Annotated in this window: 28 protein-coding genes; 12 read left to right on the top strand and 16 right to left on the bottom strand. The window is 70.5% G+C overall.

What is annotated here, in order from left to right; translation table 11 throughout:
- Positions 1-22 precede the first annotated feature (22 nt).
- The 4 genes from rpsR (at position 23) to B7W94_RS05945 (ending at position 3,398) form a co-directional block, all read left to right on the top strand.
- Positions 23-277, top strand: a complete 255-nt coding sequence (rpsR, locus tag B7W94_RS05960) for a 30S ribosomal protein S18 (RefSeq protein ID WP_085605256.1) — start codon at positions 23-25, stop codon at positions 275-277.
- 11 nt (positions 278-288) lie between these two features.
- Positions 289-741 (top strand): 50S ribosomal protein L9, encoded by a 453-nt coding sequence (rplI, locus tag B7W94_RS05955; RefSeq protein WP_025102814.1) that lies wholly within the window; start codon positions 289-291, stop codon positions 739-741.
- 139 nt (positions 742-880) lie between these two features.
- Entirely contained in the window at positions 881-3,016 is a 2,136-nt protein-coding gene (locus tag B7W94_RS05950) for a CapA family protein (RefSeq protein WP_172400074.1), read from the top strand.
- Positions 3,017-3,032: 16 nt separating this feature from the next.
- Complete coding sequence (locus B7W94_RS05945) at positions 3,033-3,398, top strand: cupin domain-containing protein (RefSeq protein WP_071329808.1); 366 nt, start codon at positions 3,033-3,035, stop codon at positions 3,396-3,398.
- A 206-nt stretch (positions 3,399-3,604) separates the two neighbouring features.
- Here the strand turns inward: B7W94_RS05945 and B7W94_RS18455 are convergent, their stop codons facing one another.
- Together B7W94_RS18455 and B7W94_RS05935 are read right to left on the bottom strand one after the other, a co-directional pair.
- On the bottom strand, positions 3,605-5,467 hold the full coding sequence (locus B7W94_RS18455; RefSeq protein WP_085605252.1) for a beta strand repeat-containing protein: 1,863 nt from the start codon (positions 5,465-5,467) through the stop codon (positions 3,605-3,607).
- A gap of 102 nt (positions 5,468-5,569) precedes the next feature.
- Positions 5,570-6,634 carry a hypothetical protein gene (locus B7W94_RS05935; protein WP_085605251.1) on the bottom strand — a complete coding sequence of 355 codons (1,065 nt, stop codon included), beginning with the start codon at positions 6,632-6,634 and terminating at the stop codon, positions 5,570-5,572.
- Positions 6,635-7,150: 516 nt separating this feature from the next.
- On the opposite strand from B7W94_RS05935, the gene dnaB reads away from it, so the two are divergent.
- A complete protein-coding gene (gene dnaB / locus B7W94_RS05930; protein ID WP_025102810.1) occupies positions 7,151-8,524 on the top strand; it encodes a replicative DNA helicase in 1,374 nt (457 codons plus the stop codon).
- Between the two features lie 9 nt (positions 8,525-8,533).
- On the opposite strand, the gene B7W94_RS05925 is transcribed toward dnaB, so the two are convergent.
- Positions 8,534-9,166, bottom strand: a complete 633-nt coding sequence (locus tag B7W94_RS05925; RefSeq protein WP_085605250.1) for a winged helix-turn-helix transcriptional regulator — start codon at positions 9,164-9,166, stop codon at positions 8,534-8,536.
- A 91-nt stretch (positions 9,167-9,257) separates the two neighbouring features.
- Here B7W94_RS05925 and B7W94_RS05920 point away from each other — a divergent pair, with 91 nt between their 5' ends.
- On the top strand, positions 9,258-9,734 hold the full coding sequence (locus tag B7W94_RS05920; protein WP_253247393.1) for a hypothetical protein: 477 nt from the start codon (positions 9,258-9,260) through the stop codon (positions 9,732-9,734).
- On the opposite strand, the gene B7W94_RS05915 is transcribed toward B7W94_RS05920, so the two are convergent.
- Positions 9,731-10,336 carry a TetR/AcrR family transcriptional regulator gene (locus tag B7W94_RS05915; protein ID WP_085605248.1) on the bottom strand — a complete coding sequence of 202 codons (606 nt, stop codon included), beginning with the start codon at positions 10,334-10,336 and terminating at the stop codon, positions 9,731-9,733. The genes B7W94_RS05920 and B7W94_RS05915 overlap by 4 nt on opposite strands.
- Before the next feature lie 32 nt (positions 10,337-10,368).
- On the opposite strand from B7W94_RS05915, the gene B7W94_RS05910 reads away from it, so the two are divergent.
- Positions 10,369-11,361 carry a DMT family transporter gene (locus tag B7W94_RS05910; protein WP_253247392.1) on the top strand — a complete coding sequence of 331 codons (993 nt, stop codon included), beginning with the start codon at positions 10,369-10,371 and terminating at the stop codon, positions 11,359-11,361.
- Here B7W94_RS05910 and B7W94_RS05905 read toward each other — a convergent pair.
- The 6 genes from B7W94_RS05905 to B7W94_RS05880 all read right to left on the bottom strand — a co-directional run bounded on the left by B7W94_RS05905 (position 11,301) and on the right by B7W94_RS05880 (position 15,734).
- Positions 11,301-11,528 carry an RNA-binding S4 domain-containing protein gene (locus B7W94_RS05905; protein WP_025102805.1) on the bottom strand — a complete coding sequence of 76 codons (228 nt, stop codon included), beginning with the start codon at positions 11,526-11,528 and terminating at the stop codon, positions 11,301-11,303. The genes B7W94_RS05910 and B7W94_RS05905 overlap by 61 nt on opposite strands.
- 28 nt (positions 11,529-11,556) lie before the next feature.
- Complete coding sequence (locus B7W94_RS05900) at positions 11,557-12,453, bottom strand: hypothetical protein (protein ID WP_253247391.1); 897 nt, start codon at positions 12,451-12,453, stop codon at positions 11,557-11,559.
- A 169-nt stretch (positions 12,454-12,622) separates the two neighbouring features.
- Positions 12,623-13,948: a sensor histidine kinase gene (locus tag B7W94_RS05895; protein ID WP_085605246.1), complete on the bottom strand. Its 1,326-nt coding sequence runs from the start codon at positions 13,946-13,948 to the stop codon at positions 12,623-12,625.
- Positions 13,941-14,618: a response regulator transcription factor gene (locus tag B7W94_RS05890; RefSeq protein ID WP_025102802.1), complete on the bottom strand. Its 678-nt coding sequence runs from the start codon at positions 14,616-14,618 to the stop codon at positions 13,941-13,943. The genes B7W94_RS05895 and B7W94_RS05890 overlap by 8 nt, the downstream gene beginning before the upstream one ends.
- 118 nt (positions 14,619-14,736) lie before the next feature.
- Positions 14,737-15,270, bottom strand: coding sequence for a putative immunity protein (locus tag B7W94_RS05885; RefSeq protein ID WP_085605245.1), 534 nt, complete (start codon positions 15,268-15,270; stop codon positions 14,737-14,739).
- Between the two features lie 5 nt (positions 15,271-15,275).
- Complete coding sequence (locus B7W94_RS05880) at positions 15,276-15,734, bottom strand: DUF6194 family protein (RefSeq protein WP_085605244.1); 459 nt, start codon at positions 15,732-15,734, stop codon at positions 15,276-15,278.
- Between the two features lie 61 nt (positions 15,735-15,795).
- Here B7W94_RS05880 and B7W94_RS05875 point away from each other — a divergent pair, with 61 nt between their 5' ends.
- Complete coding sequence (locus B7W94_RS05875) at positions 15,796-16,596, top strand: MerR family transcriptional regulator (RefSeq protein ID WP_253247390.1); 801 nt, start codon at positions 15,796-15,798, stop codon at positions 16,594-16,596.
- Here B7W94_RS05875 and B7W94_RS05870 read toward each other — a convergent pair.
- A complete protein-coding gene (locus B7W94_RS05870; RefSeq protein ID WP_085605240.1) occupies positions 16,529-17,278 on the bottom strand; it encodes a DeoR/GlpR family DNA-binding transcription regulator in 750 nt (249 codons plus the stop codon). The genes B7W94_RS05875 and B7W94_RS05870 overlap by 68 nt on opposite strands.
- A gap of 54 nt (positions 17,279-17,332) precedes the next feature.
- Here B7W94_RS05870 and B7W94_RS05865 point away from each other — a divergent pair, with 54 nt between their 5' ends.
- Positions 17,333-17,698 (top strand): DUF4406 domain-containing protein, encoded by a 366-nt coding sequence (locus tag B7W94_RS05865; protein ID WP_085605238.1) that lies wholly within the window; start codon positions 17,333-17,335, stop codon positions 17,696-17,698.
- A 9-nt stretch (positions 17,699-17,707) separates the two neighbouring features.
- Entirely contained in the window at positions 17,708-17,884 is a 177-nt protein-coding gene (locus tag B7W94_RS18080) for a hypothetical protein (protein WP_172400073.1), read from the top strand.
- Positions 17,885-17,954: 70 nt separating this feature from the next.
- Here the strand turns inward: B7W94_RS18080 and B7W94_RS05860 are convergent, their stop codons facing one another.
- The 5 genes from B7W94_RS05860 to B7W94_RS05840 form a co-directional block, all read right to left on the bottom strand.
- The gene (locus tag B7W94_RS05860) at positions 17,955-19,319 is read right to left on the bottom strand and encodes an LLM class flavin-dependent oxidoreductase (RefSeq protein ID WP_085605236.1); all 1,365 of its coding nucleotides are present in this window, start codon (positions 19,317-19,319) and stop codon (positions 17,955-17,957) included.
- 74 nt (positions 19,320-19,393) lie between these two features.
- Positions 19,394-20,101: a nicotinamide riboside transporter PnuC gene (pnuC, locus tag B7W94_RS05855; RefSeq protein WP_085605234.1), complete on the bottom strand. Its 708-nt coding sequence runs from the start codon at positions 20,099-20,101 to the stop codon at positions 19,394-19,396.
- A 2-nt stretch (positions 20,102-20,103) separates the two neighbouring features.
- The gene (locus B7W94_RS05850) at positions 20,104-20,631 is read right to left on the bottom strand and encodes a GNAT family N-acetyltransferase (protein ID WP_115642541.1); all 528 of its coding nucleotides are present in this window, start codon (positions 20,629-20,631) and stop codon (positions 20,104-20,106) included.
- Positions 20,632-20,633: 2 nt separating this feature from the next.
- On the bottom strand, positions 20,634-21,551 hold the full coding sequence (locus tag B7W94_RS05845; RefSeq protein ID WP_025102793.1) for a DUF808 domain-containing protein: 918 nt from the start codon (positions 21,549-21,551) through the stop codon (positions 20,634-20,636).
- A 48-nt stretch (positions 21,552-21,599) separates the two neighbouring features.
- Positions 21,600-22,322 (bottom strand): FadR/GntR family transcriptional regulator, encoded by a 723-nt coding sequence (locus B7W94_RS05840; RefSeq protein WP_249521175.1) that lies wholly within the window; start codon positions 22,320-22,322, stop codon positions 21,600-21,602.
- A gap of 128 nt (positions 22,323-22,450) precedes the next feature.
- On the opposite strand from B7W94_RS05840, the gene B7W94_RS05835 reads away from it, so the two are divergent.
- A complete protein-coding gene (locus B7W94_RS05835; protein WP_085605232.1) occupies positions 22,451-24,046 on the top strand; it encodes an ABC transporter substrate-binding protein in 1,596 nt (531 codons plus the stop codon).
- Positions 24,047-24,122: 76 nt separating this feature from the next.
- Positions 24,123-25,079 carry an ABC transporter permease gene (locus B7W94_RS05830; protein ID WP_062637823.1) on the top strand — a complete coding sequence of 319 codons (957 nt, stop codon included), beginning with the start codon at positions 24,123-24,125 and terminating at the stop codon, positions 25,077-25,079.
- Position 25,080 lies beyond the last annotated feature (1 nt).

Here is a 25,080-nt window from a genome sequence, read left to right as displayed (position 1 = left end):
CGCTCATCACTAAGGAAAAGCAATGGCTGGAAAGTCGAGCGGCGACCGCCGCAAGCCGCGGAAGGGCGCGAAGAACGCCGCTCCCGCGAAGTCCATCCGGGTCGGCGTCATCGATTACAAGGATGTCGCCACCCTCCGCAAGTTCGTCTCGGAGCGCGGCAAGATCCGCGCCCGTCGCATCACCGGTGTGTCGGTGCAGGAGCAGCGTCTGATCGCCACCGCGATCAAGAACGCGCGCGAGATGGCGCTCCTGCCCTACGCTCGCGCCGGCCGGTAAGGGGTACTGAGATGGCAAAGCTGATTCTCACGAACGAGGTCGCCGGGCTGGGTAGCGCCGGTGACGTGGTCGAGGTCAAGAACGGGTACGCCCGCAACTACCTCATCCCCCAGGGCTTCGCTACGGCGTGGACCCGTGGTGGCGAAAAGCAGGTCGCGTCGATCCAGGCCGCGCGTCAGGCACGCGCGATCCACGACCGCGACGAGGCTGTGGCCCTGAAGAACACCCTCGAGGGCACCAAGGTGCGTCTCGCGGTGAAGGCCGGCAAGGAAGGCCGTCTGTTCGGCTCGGTGAAGACCGCCGACGTCGCAGAGGCCGTCACGGCTGCGGGCCTCGGCTCGATCGACAAGCGCAAGGTGCACATCCCCTCGCCCATCAAGGCGACCGGTGAGCACGAGGCGACCGTGCGTCTGCACGAGGACGTCACTGCCGTCATCACGCTGCAGGTCGTCGCCGCCAAGTAAGGCACCCGACGGGCCACGCCTGTCGAACGGAACGCCCCCTGTCCTCCGGGACAGGGGGCGTTCTGCATCGGGACGAGGTGAGGATCAGGCGACATTTCTCATACGCCGACGCAACATGCTGTGCTGTTGGCTCGATTCCATGGTGACACCACCCCCCTTCCCGACATCCAGAGCGCCCTGGGGCGATGCCGCGAAGGGGCTGCTGATCGTCCTCGTGGTGTTCTGGCACGTCGTGCTGAAGACCTACCTGCAGGTCGACTGGCGGCTCGGCATCCCCCTCCCTGGAGCCTGGGGTCTCGCGAGCGACCTCATCTGGCCGTTCCTCATGCCGTTGTTCCTGTTCCTGTCCGGGTACTTCGCCTCCGCGGCGCTGGCCCGACCGTGGGCCGTCGTGTTCCGTCCCCGCGTCGTCCGCTTCCTCTACCTGTATCTGCTGTGGAGCCTCATCCACGCCGCCGCGATGTGGGCATTCCCGGACTTCCCGACGTTCGTGCCGCGGAGCGTCTCCGCGTTCGTGGAGGGGGTGACGATCAGCCCGCCGAACACCTGGTACCTCTACGCGCTCGCGCTGTACTTCGTCGTCGCGAAGGGCCTGCACCGACTGCCGCGCGGCGTCCTGCTGGTGGGTGCCGGCATGCTCTCGGTGGCGGTGGCCGCCGGACTGGTCGACGTGGTGAGCAACCGCGGATCGCTCCTCTACAACCTCTTCTTCTTCCTCGGAGGCGCGTACCTCGCGCCGCGCATCCGTCGCTTCACCGCTCGACCGCGACCCGCACTCGCCGGGGCCCTGATCCTCGGGTACCTCGCCGCCTACGCCGTCATGCGCGTGACGGGCACGGAGACCGTTCCCGGGGTGTGGCCGACCGCGTCCGTCCTCGGGGTGGCGATGGGAATCGCGGTCGCCCCGATCCTCGCGGGCCTCCCTCTGGTCGGGCGGGGTCTGCAGGCGCTCGGCGTCCGCACCCTGCCGATCTACCTCCTGCACATGCCGCTGCTCGCGCTCGCCGACGCCACGCTCGTGGGAGTGCTGTCCGACGCGGGGCAGGCGGTGCAGCTGATCGCGGCCCTCCTGCTCCCGATCGTGCTCACGGCGGGTCTCGTCGCCGCGTGCATCGGCCTCGATCGGCTCACCGCTCGCGACGGACTCACCTGGCTGTGGGATCTGCCTCGTCGGCGGGCCGCGGTCGACGGCGCGCCTCGCAGAGTCCCCTGGCGGACCCCGGTCGCGGTGCTGGCACTGCTGGGGGTCGGCCTCGCCGTCAGCGCGGCAGCGGCGATCCCCGCTCGGCCGGCCGCGATCATCGACCGCGCCGCCACCAGCGAGGGAGAAGTCAGCATCGGCGCCGTGGGCGACATCCTGCTGTACGACGCGTCGCGCGGAATCCCGGCGGATCGCGGGCGATCGACCTTCGACGAGGTACGCCCCTGGTTCACCGAGGACCTCGTCACCGGCAATCTGGAGCAGGTGATCGCGGCGGACACCGGCGTCGACAAGTGCGGCGGGAGCGACCACTGCCTCGCGTTCCGCAGCGAGCCGGATGCCGCTGCGGCGCTGCGCGGCTTCGACGTGCTCAATCAGGCGAACAACCACAGTCACGACTTTGGCCGGAAGGGCGTCGACGAGACGAGGGGCGCCGTGCGCGCGGAGGGCATGGACGCCGTCGGGGACCGGAACGAGGTCGTCGTGACGAGGGTGGGGGAGACCACCGTGGCCCTGGTCGGCTTCGCGCCCTATGGGGGATTCAACCGGGTCACCGACCTCCGTCACGTCGGTCAGGTCGTGCGTGCGGCGGCGGAGCAGGCCGACCTCGTCGTCGTCCACGCGCACATGGGCGCCGAGGGACCGGAGGCCGATGCGGTCACCGGGGGGACCGAGCTCAGCTTCGGGGAGAACCGGGGAGATCCGCAGGCGTTCGCGCACACGGCCGTCGACGCCGGGGCCGATCTGGTGGTCGGGCACGGCCCGCACGTCGTCCGGGGTGCGGAGTTCTACCGCGGCCGCCTCATCGCCTACAGTCTGGGCAACTTCGCGGGAGGGGGCGTCTTCGGGGCCGAGGAGGAGACGCGCTTCGGCGCCTACCTGTCGGTCCGTCTCCGTGCCGACGGAACGTTTCTCGGCGGACAGGTCCGCTCGATCCGCTTGGGGGCCGACGGCGGCGCCCCGGAGCCCGATCCGACCGGTCGGGCCGGCGCCCTGATGGACGAGCGCGGCCGGCGGGACTTCCCGGGCAGTGCTGTCGTCGTCGACGCCGACGGGTCGATCGTCCTGCCGTGAGGATAGGCTGCTGGCCATGACGGACGACGTTCGCAATGTGCACGAGGCCCTGTCCACCATCCACGAGCACTGGCAGCCGCACCGGCTGACGAGCGTCAACGACTACGACGTCAAGGTCGTGAAGCTGCAGGGGGAGTTCGTCTGGCACACGCATCCCGAGACCGACGAGCTGTTCTTCGTGGTGAGCGGACGCCTGACCATCCAGCTCCGCGACCGCGACGTCGTCCTGAACCCGAACGACGTGTTCGTGGTGCCCCGGGGCGTCGAGCACTGCCCGAAAGCCGAGGAAGAGGTGCACGCGATCCTCTTCGAGCCGAAGGGCACGGTCAACACCGGAGACGCAGGCGGCGACATGACGGCGGAGCTCCAGGAGCTCGGCTAAGCCCCCGCATCGCGTCCCGTGCGTCCGCAGAACGGGCGCGCGGATGCCCCGCGGTGGGGGGACCACGGGGCATCCGCCGTTTGCGCGGCGGTCACGCTCGGCAGAGGAAGCGCAGCGAGGGCTGCACCGCACGTGCGGACGCTGCCGCGCACCGGCGGGGGCGAGTCTCCTCCCCCGAGGACATCGCCACCGCCGGGGCTCAGCGCCTACGCCGTGCGACGGCGCAGCAGGCCCGCACCTCCCAGCAGCAGGAGAGCGGCGAGGACCCACAGCCACGGGGCCGAGGCGCCACCGGTCATCGCGAGGCCGGTGGCCTCACCCGTCGCGGCGGCACCCGCAGCCCACGGCATGCTGGTCATGCCGGCTCCGGTGCTCGGCGTCGTTCCCGGGTTCACTCCGGGGTCGGTGCCGGGGTTGGTGCCGGGGTCCGTGCCGGGGTCGGTGCCGGGGTCCGTTCCGGGGTCGGTGCCCGGGTCCGTCCCGGGGTCCGTGCCCGGGTCGGTTCCGGGGTTCGTGCCGGGATCGGTCACCGTGCTTTCGCCGACGACGGAGATCGCGTTCCCGCCGATCGTGATGGGAAGCGTCACGGGGAGCTCCAGCTGAGTCCCGCCGAGGGTGCTGTCGTCGCCGCCGGTGGTGCTGCCGCCGGCCGCGGGTGCGGTCGGGGACGTGCCGCCGGTGGTGCCGGTGACGGTGGCGTCGTCGGTGACGGAGATGGCGTTGCCGGTGACGCCGATGGGGGCGGTCACGGGTGCGACCACCTGGGTGCCGCCGAGGGTGCTGTCGTCGCCGCCGGTGGTGCTGCCGCCGGCCGCGGGTGCGGTCGGGGACGTGCCGCCGGTGGTGCCGGTGACGGTGGCGTCGTCGGTGACCGAGATGGCGTTGCCGGTGACGCCGATGGGGGCGGTCACGGGTGCGACCACCTGGGTGCCGCCGAGGGTGCTGTCGTCGCCCCCGGTGGTGCTGCCTCCGGCCGCGGGTGCGGTCGGGGCCGTGGTGCCGGTGGTGCCGGTGGCCTCGCTGTCGCCGAGGAGCGAGATGGCGTTGCCGTCGACGGTGACCGGGGCCGTCACCGGGGCGACGACCTGGGTGCCGCTCGCGGTGCCGTCCTCGCCCGAGGTGCTCGACCCGGTCGCGGGTGCGGTCGGGGTCGCAGTGCCGCCGGTGGTGCCGGTGGCCTCGCTGTCGCCGAGGAGCGAGATGGCGTTGCCGCCGACGGTGACAGGAGCCGTCACGGGTGCCACGGCCTGCGTGCCTCCGAGGATGCTGTCCTCACCGCCGGTGGTGCTCCCGCCGGCCGCGGGTGCGGTCGGGGCCGTGGTGCCGGTGGTGCCGGTGGCCTCGCTGTCGCCGAGGAGCGAGATGGCGTTGCCGTCGACGGTGACCGGGGCCGTCACCGGGGCGACGACCTGGGTGCCGCTCGCGGTGCCGTCCTCGCCCGAGGTGCTCGACCCGGTCGCCGGGGCAGGCGCCGGTGCTGCGGCGCCCTCTCCCTCGGCGGCCGACTCGGAGTCACCGAGCAGCGAGATGGCGTTGTCGGACACGGTCACCGGGGCGTTGACCGCCACGAGAGCCTGGGTGCCCGAGAGCACACCATCCAGGCCGTCCGTGTCGAGGGAAAGCACCCCGGCCGCGTCAGGGGCCTGGGGAGCCGCGCTCTGGGGAGGAGCGGCGGCCGGGGTGCTGGTCGTGGAGTCTTCGGTGAGACTGATGGCGTTGTCTGTCACCGTGACGGGAAGGTTCACGGTCACCACGGCTTGGGTGCCGGATGCCGTGCCCTCCGCGCCGCTCGTCTGCGGAGCCGGAGCGGAGGCGGGAGCCGGGGCGGGAGCGGGAGCCGGTGCCGGAGCAGGGGCCGGGGCAGAGGCCGTGGATGCCGCGTCGCCGAGCACGGAGATCGCGTTGTCGACGACCGTGATCGGGGCGGTGATGGGTGCTACGGCCTGGGTGCCGGAGAGCAAGCCGTCGTCTCCGGATGTCTCGGCCGCATTGGCGGCCGTCGCGCCGAGCAGGGTGATCCCGCCGGCGATGAGCGTGCCCCAGAGGACGCGCTTCGCATAGGTACGCATGATGGTTCTCCTGACGTGACTGGTCTGTCTGATGGGATGCACGCGAGGAAGTGCGCGCGCAGCACGGCATCTGTCATCCGGGTGGGATGACGCGACAGTCCGTCAGTCGGGAGAGACGTCGGTGTCGGCGACGGGGGCGCCCGGAAGGACGTCGTCCCGTGCGCCGGCTGCCCGCTCCCCAGCACGGAGCGGGGTCGCCCCGATCTCGCTGAGGCGAGCGGGGGCGCTGGCGGAACCTCCGGCCGAGGTGGCGGAGGAAGAGGCGGGGGCGGCCGGAGCGGCCGGAGGAGCACCGAGCGGCACCGGAGCGGTGTCACCGGCGCCGGCGTCCGAGGAGTGGGGCGCGGAGACCGGGCCTGCAAAGGAAGCCACGGTACGGAGCGCAGAGCGCTGGCCCGTGCTCGGGGAGGCCGACGGTGCGGGCGCAGGCTCGGGAAGCGCGCCGATCTCGTCGCGCGCCGTTGTCACACCCGCGGGGACGGAGCCCTCCGGGGTCTGCGGTGCGGCCGGCTCGAGTGGCGTGAGCACCTCGACGACCGGCGGAACGGTCTCATCGACGACGCCGCCGATCAGGCCGGTCGTGCCATCGACGACGCCGACGACGTTCTCGACCAGGTCGATGGCGCCGGAGTCGACGACGATGCCGCCGACCAGCGGAAGGCCGCCGACGAGGTCGAGCACGGGCGCCGTGATCTGTGAGACCGGTGCAGAGCCGAGCACGTCGGTCACGGGCTCGACGACCGTCTCGGTGGTCTCGGCGACCGCCTCGAGCACCGGGGCCGCGGTGTCTCCGACGACCGGGACCTGCGTCACCGTCTCGGTCACCGTCTCGACGACGGCGGGAGCGCCCTCCTGCACGGGAGCGACGGTGTGGGTCACGACCGGAGCCACGACCTCGTGCACCACGGGCGCGACGACCTCCTGGACCACCGGAGTCGCCACCTGGTTCACCACCGGAGCCACGACGTCGTTCACGACCGGCTTCGTCACGGCGGTGACGGTCTCGGATACGACCGAGGTGAGGCTGTCGAGCGGACCCTTCGGCTGCTCGTCCGCGTGCGCGGAGCCGCCGCCGGTGAGGACGGTCAGGGCTGCCCAGGCGAGCGCGCCGATTCCACCCCAGAGGACGGCGTGGGGTACGCCGCGTCGGGTGGTCCGAGCGTCCACGTCGTCCTCCCCCTCCGAAGGTCCACGGGTGTGTCGATGGGAGGCAGAATACTCGCGGACCCCCTGTCTGTCCAGGGGCGTTTACATCCGATTCTTCTCGTGTCAGATCGTGACGCGCCCGGCGGATTTCCGGCTTGACTTTCCCCAGGTTCTACACATGCCCCCTCCGGAGGGGAAACCTTCAATGCGCAATTTAAACTCGTTTTCATCCACAGGGTGGGGAAACGATGAAACCCCGGTCAGGGCAGTAAAAAAAGTTCGGTGTTCACACCGTCCACCGGGTTATCCACACCTGTTCTGCACAGACACTCCGAGATTGTCCGCACGCTGTCCACATGGTTATCCACAGGCCGTGTTGCACCGTGTGGAGACCGCTCATAGCGTGGTCGAGCGACCGAATGTCGGGGGCACCTGCTTGTCTGGGGATGGCCGCCGCGCGGCCGCGGTCCCCCGCACCGGCATCCGCGGATGCGCGCGCGGGGCCCGCCTCAGAACCGTCGCATCGAAGGGAACACAGTGTCGATCGCCGACATCTCCGAGGAGCGCCTGGGAGGGCAGCGTCCGCCCGAGCGCACCCCTCCGCACGACCTCCTCGCCGAGCAGAGCGCCCTGGGGGGCATGCTCCTGTCGAAGGACGCCGTCGCCGATGTGATCGAGACGCTCAAGGGCGCCGACTTCTACATTCCCAAGCACGAGCTCATCTTCGAGGCGATCCTCTCGCTCTACTCCCACGGCGAGCCGACCGACGTCGTCGCGGTCACCGACGAGCTGATCAAGACCGGTGAGCTGAACAAGGCCGGCGGCGCCGACTACCTGCACACGCTCACGTCGATCGTCCCGACCGCGGCCAACGCCGGCTACTACGCCGGCATCGTCTCCGAGCGCGCGATCCTCCGCCGCCTCGTCGACGCCGGGACGCGCATCGTCCAGCTCGGCTACGACGGCCAGGGCGACGCGACCGACATCGTCAACAACGCGCAGGCCGAGATCTATTCGGTGACCGGCTCGGAGACGGCGGAGGACTACGTGCCGCTCACGGTCGCGGTCGACGCCGCGGTCGAGGAGATCGAGGCAGCCAACGGCCGCGACGGTTCCATGACAGGCATCCCCACCGGCTTCCGCGAGCTCGACGAGCTCACCAACGGCCTGCACGGCGGGCAGATGATCGTCGTCGCCGCGCGACCCGCGATGGGAAAGTCCACGCTCGCCCTCGACTTCGCCCGTGCGGCCTCGATCGGGCACGACTTCCCCTCGATCTTCTTCTCCCTCGAGATGGGCAAGAGCGAGATCGCGATGCGTCTGCTCAGCGCCGAGGGGGCGATCCCGCTGCAGAACATGCGCAAGGGAACGCTCGACCCGCGGGACTGGACGACGGTCGCCGCCACCCGCGGCCGCATCAACGACGCCCCGCTCTACATCGACGACAGCCCGAACATGACGCTCGTCGAGATCCGGGCGAAGTGCCGACGGCTGAAGCAGCGGGCCGGTCTGCGCATGGTCATCATCGACTACCTCCAGCTCATGACGTCGGGTAAGCGCGTCGAGTCCCGTCAGCAGGAGGTCTCGGAGTTCTCCCGAAGCCTCAAGCTCATCGCCAAGGAGCTGCAGGTGCCGGTCATCGCGCTGTCGCAGCTGAACCGTGGTCCCGAGCAGCGCCAGGACAAGAAGCCCGCGATCAGCGACCTGCGAGAGTCCGGATCGATCGAGCAGGACGCCGACATGGTCATCCTGCTGCACCGCGACTCGGTCTACGACAAGGACGTCCGTCCCGGCGAGGCCGACCTCATCGTGGCCAAGCACCGTAACGGTCCGACCGCGACCATCACCGTCGCCTTCCAGGGGCACTACTCCCGGTTCGCCGACATGGCGCCGGGCGGCGACTTCAACTGACCCCCGGCGTCAGCTTCCTGCGTCGGACGCCGACTCCTCGCGGAGGCTGAGCCGGACGTGGCACGAGTGCGCGCTCGTGAACGGGATCACGCGTTCGATCTCCACGGGTCCGCCCGCTCTCGCCAGCACCGACTTCATGAGCTCCTCGTGCACCCGGCAGACCACGGTCTGGTCATCGGTCAGCAGGGTGTGGAAGCGGCAGGGGGAGAGGTCGACGGTCATCGCCTTCTCGTCGATGTCGGGCTGCAGGCCCACGTCGTCGAGGTGATGGAACAGTGCGTCGAGCTGATGCGTCGCGGCCTCGGGCAGGCCCGATCGCGTCGCCGGGAGCACCGCGCGCATGAGGTCGCCGTGGCGGATCGCCTCCTGGACCCGCCGTTCCTCGATCTCATTCGGCTCACTCGGCAGCACGGGGGAGAAGCGCAGGCGCGGTCTTCCTCGGCGGCCCGTGTGCTCCACCTCGGACCGGGCGAGACCCTCACCCTCGAGCACGCGGAGGTGGTCGCGCAGGGTGTTCACGTGGAGGCCCATGCGGAGGGAGAGCTCGGCGAGGCCGATTCCCGGAGTGTCCATCAAGGCGGCGAGAACCCGCAGCCGGCTGCTCTGCATGAGTCCGCGGTAGGCGTCGGTAGGACGTGGCATGTTACCCATTATCCCCTGAGCGTGGAGCGAGGGGCCGATTTCCACGGTCACCCGCCGCCGGGGGTGCGGATCGCCCGGTTAGCCTGAGGCCATGACGGGTGGACGCACGATGACGGCGCTGCGCCTGCTGCTGCCCGCTTTCCTGCTCGGGGCGATCATCGCGATCTCGTTCCTGGAGGCACCGCTGAAGTTCCTGGCTCCCGGAATCACGATCCCGCTGGGTCTCGGCATCGGTCGCCTCGTGTTCACCGCCCTCAACGTCCTCGCGGGAGCGGTGCTCCTCGTGTTGACGGCGGTCAGCGTCCGTGCCCGTGCCGGGCGCTCCTCGGCTCTGCTGCTCGGCGGGCTGTGGCTGGTGTTCCTCGTCGAGGTCATCGTCATCCGCCCGATCCTCAATCGGCGCAGCGACCTCGTCATCGCAGGGCAGGAGGCTCCGGGAACGGATGGCGCGCACTACGCCTACATCGTCGCGGACGTGACGATGGTGGTGCTGCTCGTGGCGTTCCTCGTGGTCACGGTGCGTGCGGCGCTTCCGCCGCGCGCGTCCTCTTCGACGACCGACGTTTAGGACGCGTCGGACGCAGCGGATTCCAGCAGTCGGCGCGCGCTGTCCCGAGCGGTCGCGAACGGCTCCGCGAACGTCCCCATGCCGACGGTGACGATAGCGCCTTCGTAGAGGAGCATGAGCGTCTCGGCGAGCCGGTCCGGGTCGTGGAACCCGGCCTCACCGCAGAGCTCAGCGAAGACCGCGAGCAGCCACTCCTTCTCGCGACGAGCCTCGGCGAGCACCAGCGGGGCGTCCCCGGGGCCGTCGATCTCGGCGCGCGCGTTGATGGCGCTGCATCCCTTGGTGCTGTGGTCCGGCACCCAGGAGATGGCGGCATCGAAGATCGCGAGCACGCGGGCGTGCCCCGGCTCCGGGACCCGTGCGAGGTGAGCGGCGACGTGATCCCGCCAGCGGGCGTCCCGGTGCTGCAGGTAGGACACGACGAGCGCTTCCTTCGATCCGAAGCGGTCGTACAGGGTCTTCTTCGTCACCCCGGCCGCAGCGGCGATGGTGTCGACCCCGACGGCGTGTATGCCGCGCTCGTAGAAGAGGTCGGAGGCGGCGTCGAGCACGCGGCGCGCCCCGGGCGTCAGCGGCGGCAGCTCCGGCACGGCGGTCGACATGCGATGAGTATACCAACCTGTATAGTGACGACATGAGTAAACAGATCGGTATACTCTCCCAGTTCGTGACCGCGGGTGCAGCGGTGGCCTTCGTCCTCACGTGGAGCTCGGGATTCCTCATCCCTGCGGTCGCCACCGCGGACGTCGACCCGCTGACGCTCCTGGTCTGGCGGTTCACGCCGCTCGCCGTCCTGCTCGTGATCCTTGTCGCGGTGTCCGGAGCGGCGAAGGGGATGACCGCGCGGGAGCTCGGTGTCCAAGCGGTCATCGGAGCGCTCGCCCAGTTCGGGTACTGCGCTGCGGTGTACGCAGCTGTCGCCGCAGGGATCGCCACCGGCACCGTCGCGCTGATCGACGCGGTCCAGCCGCTGCTCGTCGCCGTGCTGGTCGGGCCGGTGCTGGGGCTCCGTGTGCATGGTGCCCAAGTGGCGGGACTGGTGATCGGGGCGGTGGGGGTGCTGCTCGTGGTGCAGTCCCAGTTCGGCGCGGGCTCCGCGCCGCTCGTCGCGTATCTGCTTCCGGCGGCGGCGATGGTCTGCCTCGTGATCGGCACCCTGGTGCAGCGGCGGACGGCCGTGCGTACGGGGGTGCTGCTGACCCTGACCATCCACGTGAGCGTGACCGCCGTGCTGCTCCTCGTCATCGCCGCGCTCGCCGGGGCACTCGTTCCGCCGGCGCGACCGTCGTTCTGGATCGCCGTGGTCCTGACCGCCGTCTTCCCCACGCTCGGCGCCTATGGCCTCTACTGGTGGCTACTGCGCCGGGTCGGCATCACCGCACTGCAGGCGCTGCTCTTCCTCGTCGCCCCGGCGACCGCGATCGGCGGGGCGCTGCTGCTCGGCGAACCCCTCACGGCGATCACGCTCGGCGGGTTCGTGCTGTGCGGCGCCGGGGTGACCGCGGTACTCGTGAGCGAGGCGCGGAACCGGGGCGCGGAGGTGGAGGGAGGCTCCGCGATGCCGGGTCAGGGCCGGACGCGGACCGCCCGGCCCTCGAAGGTCACCACATCGCCGTCGCGGAGCTGACGCCCGCGGCGCCGGTCCACCTCGCCGTTCACGGTGACGTAGCCGTCGATGATGACCTCTTTCGCGTCGCCGCCCGAGTCCAGCAGTCCCGCGAACTTGAGGAACTGGCCGAGGCGGATGACCTCGCCGCCGATGGAGACCTCGTCGATCGGATCGGAGTTCGTCATCCTTGCATGCTAGCCGTCAGGGCCGCGGTCACTCGTCGACGTCGGTGCCGACGACCGCGAACGAGGCGTCGAAGGAGATGTCGATCGAGCGGTTGTCCGTGGTGAGGACGGAGGCGTCGTAGGGGCTGACATCGTCGGAGTCCACATCGAGGTCGGTGATCATCCCCTCGGCCTCGGCGAGGGCGGCGTCGACGAGAGTGCGGATGGTCTCCTCGTCCAGCGTGAGAGTCGGTCCCTTGTCGTCGTCGTCTGCGGCGTCGGTCGACACCACGGTCGCGGTGAGGTCGTCGTCCACGCGCACCTCGGTCTCGTCCCCGGCGGACGTGGTCAGCTGCACTTCCCACGTTCCGTCGCGCTTCGCGTCGATCGAGGTGACCTCGCCCTCGGCGGCGTCCTGGGCGGCGGCGGCGATCGCGAGGAGCTCGTCGACGTCGTCGGTGCCGATGCCGGTGACAGGGCCGCGGTCGCCCCGGTCTCCGCTCGGGCGGGCATCCTCGTCGCCGCGGTGGTCACCGCGCGGGCCGTGGTCGCCCTCGTGTCGGGGGCCCTCCATGGCGGGGCGGTCGTCGTCGTCGCCGAACTCGTCGCCGATCGCGGCACCCACCGCGACGCCTCCGCCGGCGAGCAGCACCGCGGCCGCGATCCCGCCGCCGATCAGGAGCGCGCGCTTGCGTCCGGGCGTGGCGGGGGTTGCGGCGGCCGGTGCCTCCGGGGCGGCGTTCGGGGCAGGGGCAGCGGCAGGGCCGGGGGTCGGTGCGACCGGGACCGTCGGGGCGTCGGCGGTGGTGCCGGGGCCGGCGGGGGAGTCCTGTCCGGCGTGCTGGTCCTGGCCCGCGCTCGGGACCGCGGGTGCCGCGTTCTGACCCGCGGTGTCGTTCTCGTCCGGCGTGGGGTTCTGGTCGGGAGCAGGAGTCTTGTCGTTCATGTCTCGATGGTCTCCCGACGCCGCTGAAGCCACCCTGAAGCCTCCTGAAGCCCCGTTCAGGAACCGATATCTCGGGCCCGACTTCGGAGCTCGGGAACGACACGCCGCCGCGCGGCGGCCATGACCGGGGTGTCGTCGGGGATCTCCGAAACTGTGCCCGGGCGGTCGGTCAGGAGAGAGGGCCGGCGAGGGGGAGGGTGACGGTGAAGCGGGCGCCGCCCCACCGGGAGGTGTCCACCGTGATCGCGCCGTGGGCGGCGGTGGCGATGCCGTGCGCGATCGCGAGACCGAGCCCGCTGCCTCCCGCGTCGCGACTGCGGGCCTCGTCGAGCCGGACGAAGCGCTCGAAGATGCGGTCCCGCTCCTCCGGCGGGATGCCGGCCCCGTCGTCTTCGACCGTGAGGACGACCCGCGCCGCCTGCGGCTCCACCCCGATCGCCACGCGGCCGTTGCTGTGCCGCGCCGCGTTGTCGGCGAGGTTCCGCAGCAGCTGGCCGAGCAGCCGGGGGTCGCCGACGGTGCGGGCCGCACGGATTCCGGAGCCGTCGACATCGAGCCCCGTGGCCCGCAGCCGACGCACCTCCGCGAGGGCCAGGTCGTCCAGGTCCACCGGTTCGGTGCTCCCGGTGACACCCTCGTCGAGGCGGGCGAGGAGCAGCAGCGACTCCACGATGCCCTGCAGTCGCAGCCCCTCCTCGGACACCACCTCGGCGAGCTCGTCGATGCTCGTCACCTCCGGGTGCGCCTGGGCGAGCTCCGCGTGCTGACGGATCGTCGCCAGGGGCGAGCGGAGCTCGTGCGAGGCATCGGAGACGAAGCGGCGCTGCGCGGTCGCCGCCGCGTCGAGCCGGTCGAGCATCCCGTTCATCGTCACGGCGAGGGAGTGGATCTCGTCCGCGGCGTCGGGAACGGGTACCCGGTGATCGAGGCGCTCGGCGGTGATGCCCTCGACCTCCTGACGGATGCGGGTCACCGGGCGTAGCGCGCGCCCCGTGACGAGCCAGGTCGTGACGGCCACGAGCAGCAGCAGCGCAGGGACGGCGATCACGAGCAGCGTCGCCACCGTCGACAGGGTCTCCGCATCCTCGTCCATCGGCACCGCGAGGACGAGGGTCTGGTCGCCCTCGACGTCTTCCGACACCACGACCATCGGCTCGCCGTCGATGCGGACGACCTGCGGATCGTCGCCGACGGGCAGCGGCGTGGCGCCGAGCGCATCGGCGGCCTCCTCGCTCGCCGCGCGCACCGCTCCGTCTCGCCCGAGCAGCTGCACGAGATCGTCGTCGAGCTGGTCCGGACCGCGGCGTCCCGGACCGTCGAATCGGCTGACGAGCTCCTCCAGCCGCTGTTCCGCCGCGCGTTCGGTGCTGCCGTGGATGCTCGCGCTCAGCACCCCGTAGAAAGAGAAGGCCCCGAGGAGCAGCGCGACTGCGACGACGAGGGTGGCGCCCAGGGTCGTCCGACCGCGGACCGACCGCCAGAGCCGCCTAGCCACCGTTCGCCGCCAGCCGATAGCCCGCGCCGCGGATGGTCTCGATCGCCTCACGTCCGAACGGCTTGTCGACCTTGCGGCGGAGGTGGCCGATGTACACCTCGACGATGTTCGGGTCGCCGTCGAAGTCGTCGTCCCAGACGCCGGCCAGGAGGTCGCGCTTCGACAGCACCTGCCCGCGGTGGCGCATCAGATGCTCGAGCACCGCGAACTCGCGGGCCGTGAGGGAGATCGGGGTCTCGCCACGCCACACGTGGTGTCCGGCGGGGTCCAGCCGCAGGTCGCCGGCCTCCAGGATCGTCGGTCGTGCCACGGCACCGCGGCGCACGAGAGCCCGGAGCCGCGCCACGAGGATCGCAAACGAGAAGGGCTTGGTGACGTAGTCGTCGGCGCCGCTCTCCAGCGCCTCCACCTGATCCCACTCGCCGTCCTTGGCGGTGAGCATCAGCACGGGAGTCCAGTTCTCCTCGGCGCGCAGGGCCTCGCACACCTTCCACCCGCTCATGCCGGGCATCATCAGGTCGAGCACGATGGCGTCGTACCGGGTCTCGCGGGCCCGCCAGAGGCCGTCGATGCCGTTGTGGGCGACGTCGACCGCGAAGCCCTCCGCCTCGAGTCCGCGGCGCACGCCCTCGGCCAGACGCACCTCGTCGTCCACCACCAGGATCCGCATCCCCCCAGTGTGGCGCGTCGTCGCTGAATCGGGGCTGAAGCGGTCGGACCGCTTCGAGTCGCGCACCTGGTTCCATTCCGGGCTCAGATGCAGCAAGTTGCGCGATTCGAAGAGCGACTTACGACGAGAGGTGCGTCTGGATCTCGCGGATCACCACGCCGAGGGGGCCGGAGGAGAGGAGTCCGGGGCCGAGGGGGCCGGCGGGGTCGGTGCCCAGGGGCGGGAGGGTGCGCAGGGCCGCAGCGGCTTCGGGGGAGAGCTGCGCGAGTTGCCAGCGCACTTCGGCGGCGCGGGAGTCGGGATCATCCGGGTGCGCCAGCTCGACAGCCCATGCGGCGTAGGCGGCTGCCCCGAGTGCATGCGCTCCCATGTGCGCGACCCCTGCGGCCTGAGCAGCGGAGCGGGCGGCCGCGGTCCCGGCAGGGGTCACGGCACCTCGGGCGGCCCTGCCGGCGACGAAGCGACGACGGATCTCGCCCGCAGCCGTCAGCTCGCCCCGCGCGAAGGCGCGCGTCCTGGCGATGGCATCGCGCGCACGGTCGTCGTCCGGGGCCTCGCTCTCGAACAGCGGCAGCACGCGCTCGGCGCAGTCGGCCGCCCACACCGCGACGATCCGGCGGTCGGCCTCGGTCATGCCCTGAGGAGTCGACATGGGACTCACCTCGCCCGTCGTTCGGTGCGCGCACGTGCCGCCTCGTGTGCCTCCCGGAGAAGGGCGAGCACGGTACCCGCCGTCGCCTCTGCGGGATCGATCACGCACACCCAGCCGGCGTCGCCGTACAGGGGGTGGGGGCGGAAGACGTCGACCGCCGTCGGGTCGGTGTCGCCGCCCGTGAGAGACCCCGCCGCGATGATCGACTCCGCGCGCTCGCGTCCGACGTGGATGTTCACCCGGAAGCGCCCGGGAGCATCCAGAGCGGAGGACGTGTCGTCGGGATAGTCCTTCGTGATGATCGTTCCGAACGGCTGGGTGCGCTCGGGCATCCGGCCGTCGGGGGCATGGAAGAAGAACGCGTCTCCCCATGACAGCTCGGGGAAGTCGCTGCCCGCCTCCGGGGCCACGACGAGCACACCGTCGAACGAGCGGACCTCTTCGATGATCTCCTGCATATCCATCCTTCAATGCTGAGGCTGATGTGCTTATGTGGACGCAAGGCCCGGAAAGACGAGGAAGCGCGTGCAGAACCCTCAAGAGCAGGTGATGACGACGGCGGCGCTCGGACGGCTGGTCGACTACTCGACGCAACAGGTGCGCGACCTCGAGCGCCTCGGTGTCCTCCCCGCCGCAGAGCGCGGTGCGAACGGGTACCGGCGGTATCGGATGCCGCATGCCCTGGCGCTGCGCGCCTATCGCGCGTTGGCGACGGCGCTCGGTCCGGTACCCGCGCGTCGACTGATGCCCGCTCTCATCGGCGGATCGGTCGAGCACGCGGCGGAGGAGATCGACACTCTGCACGCGGATCTCGCCCTCGAACGCTCACGGGTGCGCGCGGCCCTGCGCGGACTCGAGGACGCGGTGGCGGAGGCCGACGACCCGTTCGTCGAGGACGATGCGATGGCCATCGGCGAACTCGCCCAGGCGCTCGGCGTCCGGTCCTCCGCGCTGCGGCACTGGGAGCGAGAAGGGCTCGTGCGCCCCCGTCGTCGTGCGGGATCGGTGCGCTCCTATGACTCCCTCGGGATCACCGAGGCGCGGATCGCCGCCGCTCTGCGCTCGGGCGGCTACGGCATCCCCGCCGTTTCGCGCATCATCGACGAGGTGCGCGCGCATGGTGACACCGAAGAAGTTCACCGCATCCTCGCGGAGCGGCTGGCCGACCTCACGCGCCGCAGCGTCGCGCTTCTCGCGGCGGCAGGTCACCTGCACGCCCTGCTGACGGAACGCCTCGCGGAGGAGGCGGGTTCGTCGCTCACGCCCGCGCCGGGATCTGCGCCAGCACATCCTGGATCAGCGGATTCTCGTCGAGCGGGTCGGTGATGACCGCGGCGACCGCCTCGAACGGCAGCACAGGGTAGCGCGAGGCGGCGCCGATCTTCTCGTCGCTGGCCAGCACGACCGTCGCGGCGCATCGAGAGGCGATCGCCCGCTTGGTGACGGCATCGTCGAGCTCGCCCGTCGTGAGACCGTGTCGGGGGTCGACGCCCGTGACGCCGACGAAGAACACGTCGGCGGCGAGGTGCTGGATCGCCTCCATCGCGAGTCCCCCTCCGGCGACGAGGGAGTGCCGGGCGAGCTCGCCGCCGATCATGATCACGCGCGCATCCGAGTGCTCGGCGACGGCCAGGGCGACGGCAGGACTCGGGGTGATGACCGTGATGTCGGTGCCGGAGGGAAGCAGTCGCGCCATTGCGAGCGTGGTGGTTCCGGCATCCAGCACGATCGTCGATCCGGGGAGGATGGTCGTGACCGCCTGGCGGGCGACCCGCTCCTTGCTCTCGGTCGCCAGATCGTGGCGCTCCCGCACCGGGCGATCGGCCGCGGCGATGGGCAGCGCGCCGCCGTACACGCGCTGGAGCCTCCCCTCCTCAGCGAGTTCGCGGAGGTCGCGGCGGATGGCGTCCTCCGAGACTCCGAGGTCATCGGCCGCAGCCTTCGCCACGACCCGTCCCTCGCGGGCGAGCACGGCGAGCAGGTGGTCCTTGCGCTGAGCAGCGAGCATACGATTCCTCACGAAGTTGCACGTTTATGCACGATTCAGATTACAGTCGTCTCCATGATGAAGCCACTCCTGATCCTGATCGCGGGTCCCTACCGTTCCGGCACCGACGGCGACCCCGCCCTGATCGCTCGGAATCTGGCGCGCCTGGAGGAGGCGTCCGGTCCGATCTTCCGCCTCGGCCACGTGCCGATGATCGGGGAGTGGGTCGCGCTGCCGGTCCTGCGCACCCTCGAGCACGCCGACTCCGGCGAGGGCGACGTCATGTACGAGACCGCCCGCCGACTGCTCCTGCACTGCGATGCGGTGCTCCGTCTGCCGGGGGAATCGGCGGGCGCGGACCAGGACGTCGCCATCGCCCACGAGCTCGGGCTGCCCGTCTACCGATCGCTCGCGGAGATTCCCGCAGCGTCGACTCCGTAGGCTGGAGGCATGACCAAGAACCTCTGGACCGTCCTCGGCGTCATCCTCGCCGTCGTGATCGCGTGGTGGATCGTCAGCGCGCTGTTCTCGGTGCTCTGGTTCATCGCGAAGCTCGCCATCGTCGCTGTCGTGGCCGTGGTGGTCTTCCTCGTGCTGCGGAGCCTCTTCACTCGCGACGCCGACTGACCTGCCTTCGAATCGCTCACTTTGCGGCAAAACGGCCGGTTTTGCAGCAAAGTGGGCGACTCGAACGGGGTCAGAGGCGGTACTGGGCGGCGCGGTGCGTGGGCTGGACCCGGTCGCCGCGGCCGTGCAGTTTGTGGCGGAGCGTGCCGGGGACGTACTCCTCGGGGTACGCGCCCCGCTCGCGCAGCACCGGGATGACGTGCTCGATGACGTCCTGCCAGGTGCCGGGAGTGACCGCGTACGCGAGGTTGAAGCCGTCGATGTCGGTCTGCTCGACCCAGGACTGCAGCTCGTCGGCGATCTCGACCCCGGAGCCGACGATCGTCGGACCGAGCCCGCCGATCGCGTTGTGGCGGCCGAAGTCGCCCACCGTCCACTCGCGACCGAGGTCGGCCTCCTCCTTGAGGTGCTGCAGCACGGACTGGATCGCGTTCGACTCGACGTTCCCGACCGGCTCATCCTCGGCGTACTGCGACAGGTCGACGCCCATCCACCCCGACATGAAGGTGAGCGCCCCCTCCGGGCTCGCGTAGGAGAGGTACTCGGCGTGCTTCGCGGCCGCCTCCTCGCTCGTCGCCGCGGTGATCACCGTCAGCAGCGTGTAGATGCGGGCGTCGTAACGGTCGCGCCCCGCGGCCTCGAGGGCGTCGCGGATGCACTTCACCGTCCCGGCGAGCACCTCCTTCGAGGGCGCCGCGACGAAGATGGCCTCGGCGTTCTCCGCCGCGAACCGCACCCCGCGCGGGCTGGCGCCGGCCTGGTAGATCACCGGGGTGCGCTGCGGCGACGGCTCCGAGATGTGGATGCCGGGCACGGAGAAGTGCTTCCCCTCGTGCCGGATCGGGTGCACCTTCGACGGGTCGGTGAAGATGCCGCGCTCACGGTCCTCCACCACCGCGTCGTCCTCCCACGACCCCTCCCAGAGCTTGTAGAGCACCTCGACGTACTCGTCCGCGTGGTCGTAGCGGTCGTCGTGGGCGAGCTGGTCCTCCTGGCCCATGTTCCGCGCGGCGCTGGGCAGATAGCCGGTCACGACGTTCCAGCCGACGCGGCCCTGGGTGAGGTGATCGAGCGTGCTGAGTCGTCGAGCGAACGGGTAGGGGTGCTCGAACGCGGTGCCGGCCGTGACGCCGAAGCCGAGGTGCTCGGTCACCGCGGCCATCGCGCTGACCAGGAGGATCGGGTCGTTCACCGGCACCTGGGCGCCGTTGCGGATGGCGGCCTCGTTCGTACCGCCGTAGACGTCGTAGGTGCCCAGGACATCGGCGATGAAGATGCCGTCGAAGGTCGCGCTCTCCAGCAGCTTCGCCAGGTCGGTCCAGTACGACAGGGTGTTGTACTGCCGCGAGCGGTCTTCCGGATGCCGCCACAGGCCGGACGACTGGTGGGCGACGCAGTTCATGTCGAACGCGTTGAAGCGGATCTGCCGGGTCATGCCCCCATGAAACGGGACCGGACGGGGCCGGGGCGAGCGGGATCGACACGCACGGAAACAATCCGTGGTGCGGCTCAGGCCTCGTCGTCCGGACGGCGGGGGCTCGGGTCGGGAGGGAGGATCTCGATCGGGTGTGCGGCCTGTCGCTGCGCTCGCCACCAGATCACGAACCCGACCGCCGTGAAGACGCCGTAGAACACGTACATGAGGCCGGTCGCGTAGTAGCCGGAGCTGAACAGCAGCGGCACCCCCACCACGTCCACGGCGATCCAGATGAGCCAGAACTCGGTCCAGCCCTTGGCCATGCCGTAGGTCGCGAGCAGCGACCCGACGAAGGTCCAGGCGTCGGCCCAGACCGGCTCCCACGAACCCAGGGCGCGGAACAGGGGGGTGAGCGCCACGGTCCCGACGACGAGGACGACGACCAGACCGATGCGGGCCCCGGTCGGCGCCCACCGCGGCACGATGCGACCGCCGTCGGCATTCCGCCAGCGGACCCATCCATAGATCGCGACGGCGATGAACATGATCTGCCGCCCGGCCTGACCGAGCAGATGCGGGAGCGACGGGTCGGGGCTCAGTGCGGAGCCGAGGAACACCGTGAGCAGCAGGAGGTTGCCGACGATGCCGATCGGCCACGCCCAGACCTTGCGCCGCATGCCGCCGAGGGCGCTCGCGAGTCCGAACGCGTTCCCGACGACCTCACGCACCAGGAGCGTCTGCCCACCCGGAAGCACCCAGGACGAGGAGAAGGCGTCGACGGGCCACTGCAGGAAGCCCATCGCTAGAGCGCCGCGTCGGGGGTGGGGCGCTCGTCGAGCACGAGCTGCAGCATGCTGAGGTCGAGCCACCGGCCGAACTTCGCGCCGACCTGGGGCATGCGGCCCACCTCCCGGAATCCGAGGCGTTCGTGGAGGGCGAGGGAGGCGGTGTTGCCGCTCTCCACACCGCCGATCATCACGTGCATCCCGGCTGCCCGGGCCCGGGCGATGAGCTCGATCATGAGGAGCGTGCCGATGCCGCGTCCGCGCTGATCGCCGCGCACGTAGACGGAGTGCTCCACGGTGAGGCGGTAGCCGCTGTGCGGGCGCCACTGGGCGTAGGACGCATAGCCCACGACGCCGCTCTCGTCGGCGGCGACGATGACGGGACAGCCGCGCGCGGTCCGGTCGGCGAGCCACGCCTCCCGGTCGGCGCGATCCACGGCCTCCTCGTTCCAGATCGCGGTCGTGTGCAGGACGGCGTGGTTGTGGATCTCGGTGATCGTGTCGAGGTCGGCGCTCTCGGCGGGCCTGAGGTGCACGGCGGTCATCGTCAGACGTGGATGTCGGCGGGGGAGGCCTCGCCCTCGTGGAAGCTCGGCTTCCTGCCGAAGAGCTTCGCGATGCCGAGGACGACGCCGACGATCACGAGGCCCCAGACGAGACCGGCGATCGCGGAGATGAGGGTGTCGACCACCCACACCACGAAGCCGCCGAGGGGCTCCAGCGCGTGCTCGACCGCGTGGAGAACATCGGCCGGAGCGTGCAGCCCGACCTCGCCGAGGTTGATGAGGACGAGGTGCCCGCCGACCCACAGCATCGCGACGGTGCCGAGCACGCTGATGAAGCGGAAGACCGCGGGCATGGACCGGACGATCCGGGTGCCGGTGTGCCGGACGCGCTGCGCGGGGTTCTTCGCCATCTTCAGGCCGATGTCGTCGATCTTCACCAGGAGCGCCACGGCCCCGTACACCGCGACGGTCATGACCAGCGCGATCACGGCGAGGATCGCCAGGGTGGACCAGATGCCGAGTCCCTTGTCGAGGCTGGCGAGGGAGATGAGCATGATCTCGGTCGAGAGGATGAGGTCGGTGCGGACGGCGCCGAGCACGAGCTTCCTCTCGTCGCGGGCGCCCTCGTCGGCGTGGCCGTGCTGCACGCCGAACCACTCCAGCACCTTTTCCGCGCCCTCGAAGCACAGGTACGAGCCGCCGAGGATCAGCAGGTAGGGCAGCACCCACGGCGCGAAGGCCGTGAGCAGCAGTGCGATGGGGATGATGATGACGAACTTGTTCACCAGCGACCCGAGGGCGATCTTGCCGACCACGGGGAGCTCGCGGGCCGGGGTGAGGCCCTGCACGTACTGCGGGGTCACGGCGGCGTCGTCGATGACGACTCCGGCTGCCTTCGCCGACGCCTTCATCGCGGCGCTCAGGATGTCGTCGACGACGGCGAGCAGTCCAACGGACATGCGGGTCCTCTTTCCGTGGTGGGAAAGTCAGACTACCGACTCCCGGGCTCAGGCCCGCACGTCCTCCGCGGTCGCCAGCACCCGCTGCAGCGGCTGGTAGTGCTCGATGACGGCCTGGCGGTAGCGCTCGACGTCGCCGGAGCGCGCGGCGTCCAGCATGTCACCGTGCGCCTTGGCGGTCTTGTGGATGTCGTCGGGCTGCGCGATGCCGAGCTGCGGGAGCACGGCGGTGTGCACGTCCCAGAACGCACCGACGAGCTGGCCGACCAGGCGGTTGTCGATGGCGCCGAAGAGGCGGGTGTGGAACGCCCTGTCCTCCTCGAGGAAGTACTCGCCGCGGCCGGCCTTGTCGACCATCTCGGCGACGAGCTCGTCGAGCTCCGGGTCCGCCTGCGCCTGAGCGGCCTCGACCACGCGCTCGGCCATGGAGAGGTCGAGCGCGAGACGCACCTCGACGACCTCGCGCAGGGCCTGCAGCGACCCCTCGGGGGACAGCACGCCCCGGAAGACGAGCGCCTCGACCATCGGGTCCAGCGACATCGGACCCACGTAGGTGCCGTGTCCGTGACGGACGTCGACGATGTCGAGGGTGGAGAGCGTGCGGATCGCCTCCCGGACCGAGGAGCGCGACACGTCGAGCTCCTCGCAGAGCTCGGCCTCGGTCGGCAGCGGGTCGCCGGGGGTGAGTCCGCGCGTCAGGATGAGCTGCTTGATCTGATCCGCCGTCGTGGCTCGCCGCATCCGCGACGCCCTCCCCGTGGTGGACTTCATAGGGTCCCTCTCCTGCCTGCCGGAAACGCTCCGATCCTCTCACTCTTGTGATCCGGTCGAACGTGTGTTTAGAGTACATCAGACGTCAGATGTCCTCAAGGCGTCGCCCCCCACCACCTGGAGCACACATGAACCGACACAGCACTCGCCGCCGCGCGGGTCGTCTCGCGATGGCGGTCGCCGGCACGGTCGCCGCGTCCCTCGCCCTCGCCGGCTGCGGCGGCGGCGCCGCCAGCACCGCCGAGAGCCCCGCCGCGAGCGACATCGACCCGGACGGCATCATCGAGGCCGGGATCTCGTACACCCTGAACGGCAGCTTCGACCCGATGGTCGCCTCCGGCGCCGTGACGGTCTCGGCGAACTGGCACGTCTTCGAGGGACTCATCGACCTCGACCCCGTCACGCAGGAGCCCGCCCCCGCCCTCGCCGCCGACTTCCCGACGCAGGTCGACGAGACGACCTACGACATCGACCTCCGCGAAGGCGCGACGTTCCAGAACGGAGACCCGGTCACCGCCGACGACGTGGTCTTCAGCTACGAGCGCGTCCTCGACCCCGCGAACAACTCCCTGTTCCGCTCGTTCGTCGAGTTCATCGACACCGTCACGGCCGTCGACGAGGACACCGTCCGGATCACCACCGACTACCCGTTCTCCCTCATCGACGACCGTCTCGGCGTCGTCAAGATCGTGCCGAAGGCCCTGGTCGAGGCCGATCCCGAGGAGTTCGGGGCGAACCCGATCGGCTCCGGTCCGTACGCGCTCGTCTCCGCCGTCCCCGAGGACAAGATCGTCTTCGAGCGGTACGACGACTACAACGGCCCGCGTCCCGCGCTCGCCGCGGGCATGAACTGGAACCTCCTCGCCGACGCCTCCGCCCGCGTCACCGCGATGTCGACCGGCACGGTGCAGGCGATCGAGGACGTGCCCTACATCGACGCCGACGGGCTGGCCGCCTCGGCCGAGGTCGAGAGCGTGCAGTCCTTCGGCCTCCTCTTCATGATGTTCAACACGAAGGCCGAGCCGTTCGACGACGTCCGCGTCCGCCAGGCCCTGCACTACGCGCTCGACATGGACAAGATCATCGAGACCGGCATGCTCGGCAACGCCACCCCGGCCACGTCGTTCCTTCCCGAGGACTACCCGAACTACCACGAGGCCTCCACGGTCTATTCGTACGACCCGGAGAAGGCGGAGGAGCTGCTGGCGGAGGCCGGGGTCTCCGACCTCGCGATCACGCTGCGCATGACCGACACCGGATGGGTGAAGGAGGTGGCCCCGCTCATCAAGGAGTCCCTCGACGCGATCGGCATCGACACCACCCTCGACATCAGCCAGTCGGCGTCGATGTACGAGAAGGTCGACTCCGGCGACTACACCGTCGCCATCGCCCCCGGTGACCCGTCGGTGTTCGGCGTGGACCCCGACCTGCTCATGAACTGGTGGTATGGCGAGAACGTCTGGACCCAGACGCGCACCGCCTGGGCCGACTCCCCGGAGTACGCCGAGCTGCGCACGCTGCTCGACACCGCCGTCACCCAGGAGGGCGAGGAGCAGCAGGAGTCCTGGAACCAGGCGTACGACCTGATCTCCGACCAGGCCGTGCTGTACCCGCTGTTCCACCGCAAGCTGCCCACCGCCTGGAGCTCGCAGGAGCTGGTCGGCTTCCAGCCGGTCCCCACGACCGGACTGTCGTTCCTCGACGTCGGCGTGGCCGCGAAGTAGCACCTGCCCGACAGGGCGGGGGCGCGCTCGCCCGAAGAGCGCGCCCCCGCCACCCCACCCCCGGAAGGAGCGGCACGTGTCCCACACGCTCCGCCTCGTCGGCCGGCGACTGCTGCAGTTGCCGCTGATGATCCTCGGCATCACGTTCCTGGTCTTCTTCGTGATGTCCTTCTCGCCCGTCGACCCGGCACGCACCGCGCTCGGCGAGACCGCGTCCCCCGAAGCGCTGGAGGCGTACCGCGAAGACCACGGACTGAACCTCCCGCTGTTCGTCCGCTACGTGAACTTCCTGTTCGGCCTCGTCCAGGGCGACCTGGGCACCTACTCCGCCCGCAGCCTGCCGGTGGTCGACGAGGTCGCCAGGGCCTTCCCGGTGACGCTGGCCTTGACCTTCCTCGGGCTGGTGATCGCGGTGGTCGTGGCGTTCGTGATCGGCGTCCTCGCCGCGGTCTACCGCGACCGCTGGCCCGACCAGGTCATCCGCGTCTTCGGCGTCGCCGCGCTGTCCACGCCCTCCTTCTGGCTCGCGATCCTCCTCATCCAGGTGTTCACCCTGGCGCTCGGCGTGCTGCCGGCCTCGGGCCCGCTGCCGGCCTTCGCCGACGACCCGTCCGGGTGGCTCGCCCGGATGACCCTTCCCGCGGTCGCGCTCGCCGTGCCCGTGATCGGGCAGCTCTCCCGGGTCGTGCGCACCTCGATGGTCGAGGAGCTCGACCGCGACTACGTGCGCACCGCCCTCGGCGCCGGGATCCCGCGGGTGATCGTCGTCGGCCGCAACGTGCTGCGCAACGCGCTGATCACCCCCGTGACCGTGCTGGGTCTCCGCATCGGGTACCTGCTCGGCGGCGCCGTGGTGATCGAGATCATCTTCGCGATCCCCGGGATGGGCACGCTCATCCTCAACGGGGTCACCAACAACGAACCCAACCTCGTGCAGGGCGTGACGCTCGCGGTCGCGCTCGCGTTCGTCGTGATCAACATCATCGTCGACCTCCTGTACGTGCTCATCAATCCTCGAATCCGGGCGGTGTGAC

Source organism: Microbacterium sp. LEMMJ01 (assembly GCF_002114135.1).
In the GTDB taxonomy this organism is placed as follows: Bacteria; Actinomycetota; Actinomycetes; order Actinomycetales; family Microbacteriaceae; genus Microbacterium.
The sequence above is the reverse complement of the archived record's forward strand: the minus strand, read 5'-3'. Positions and strand labels throughout refer to the sequence as shown.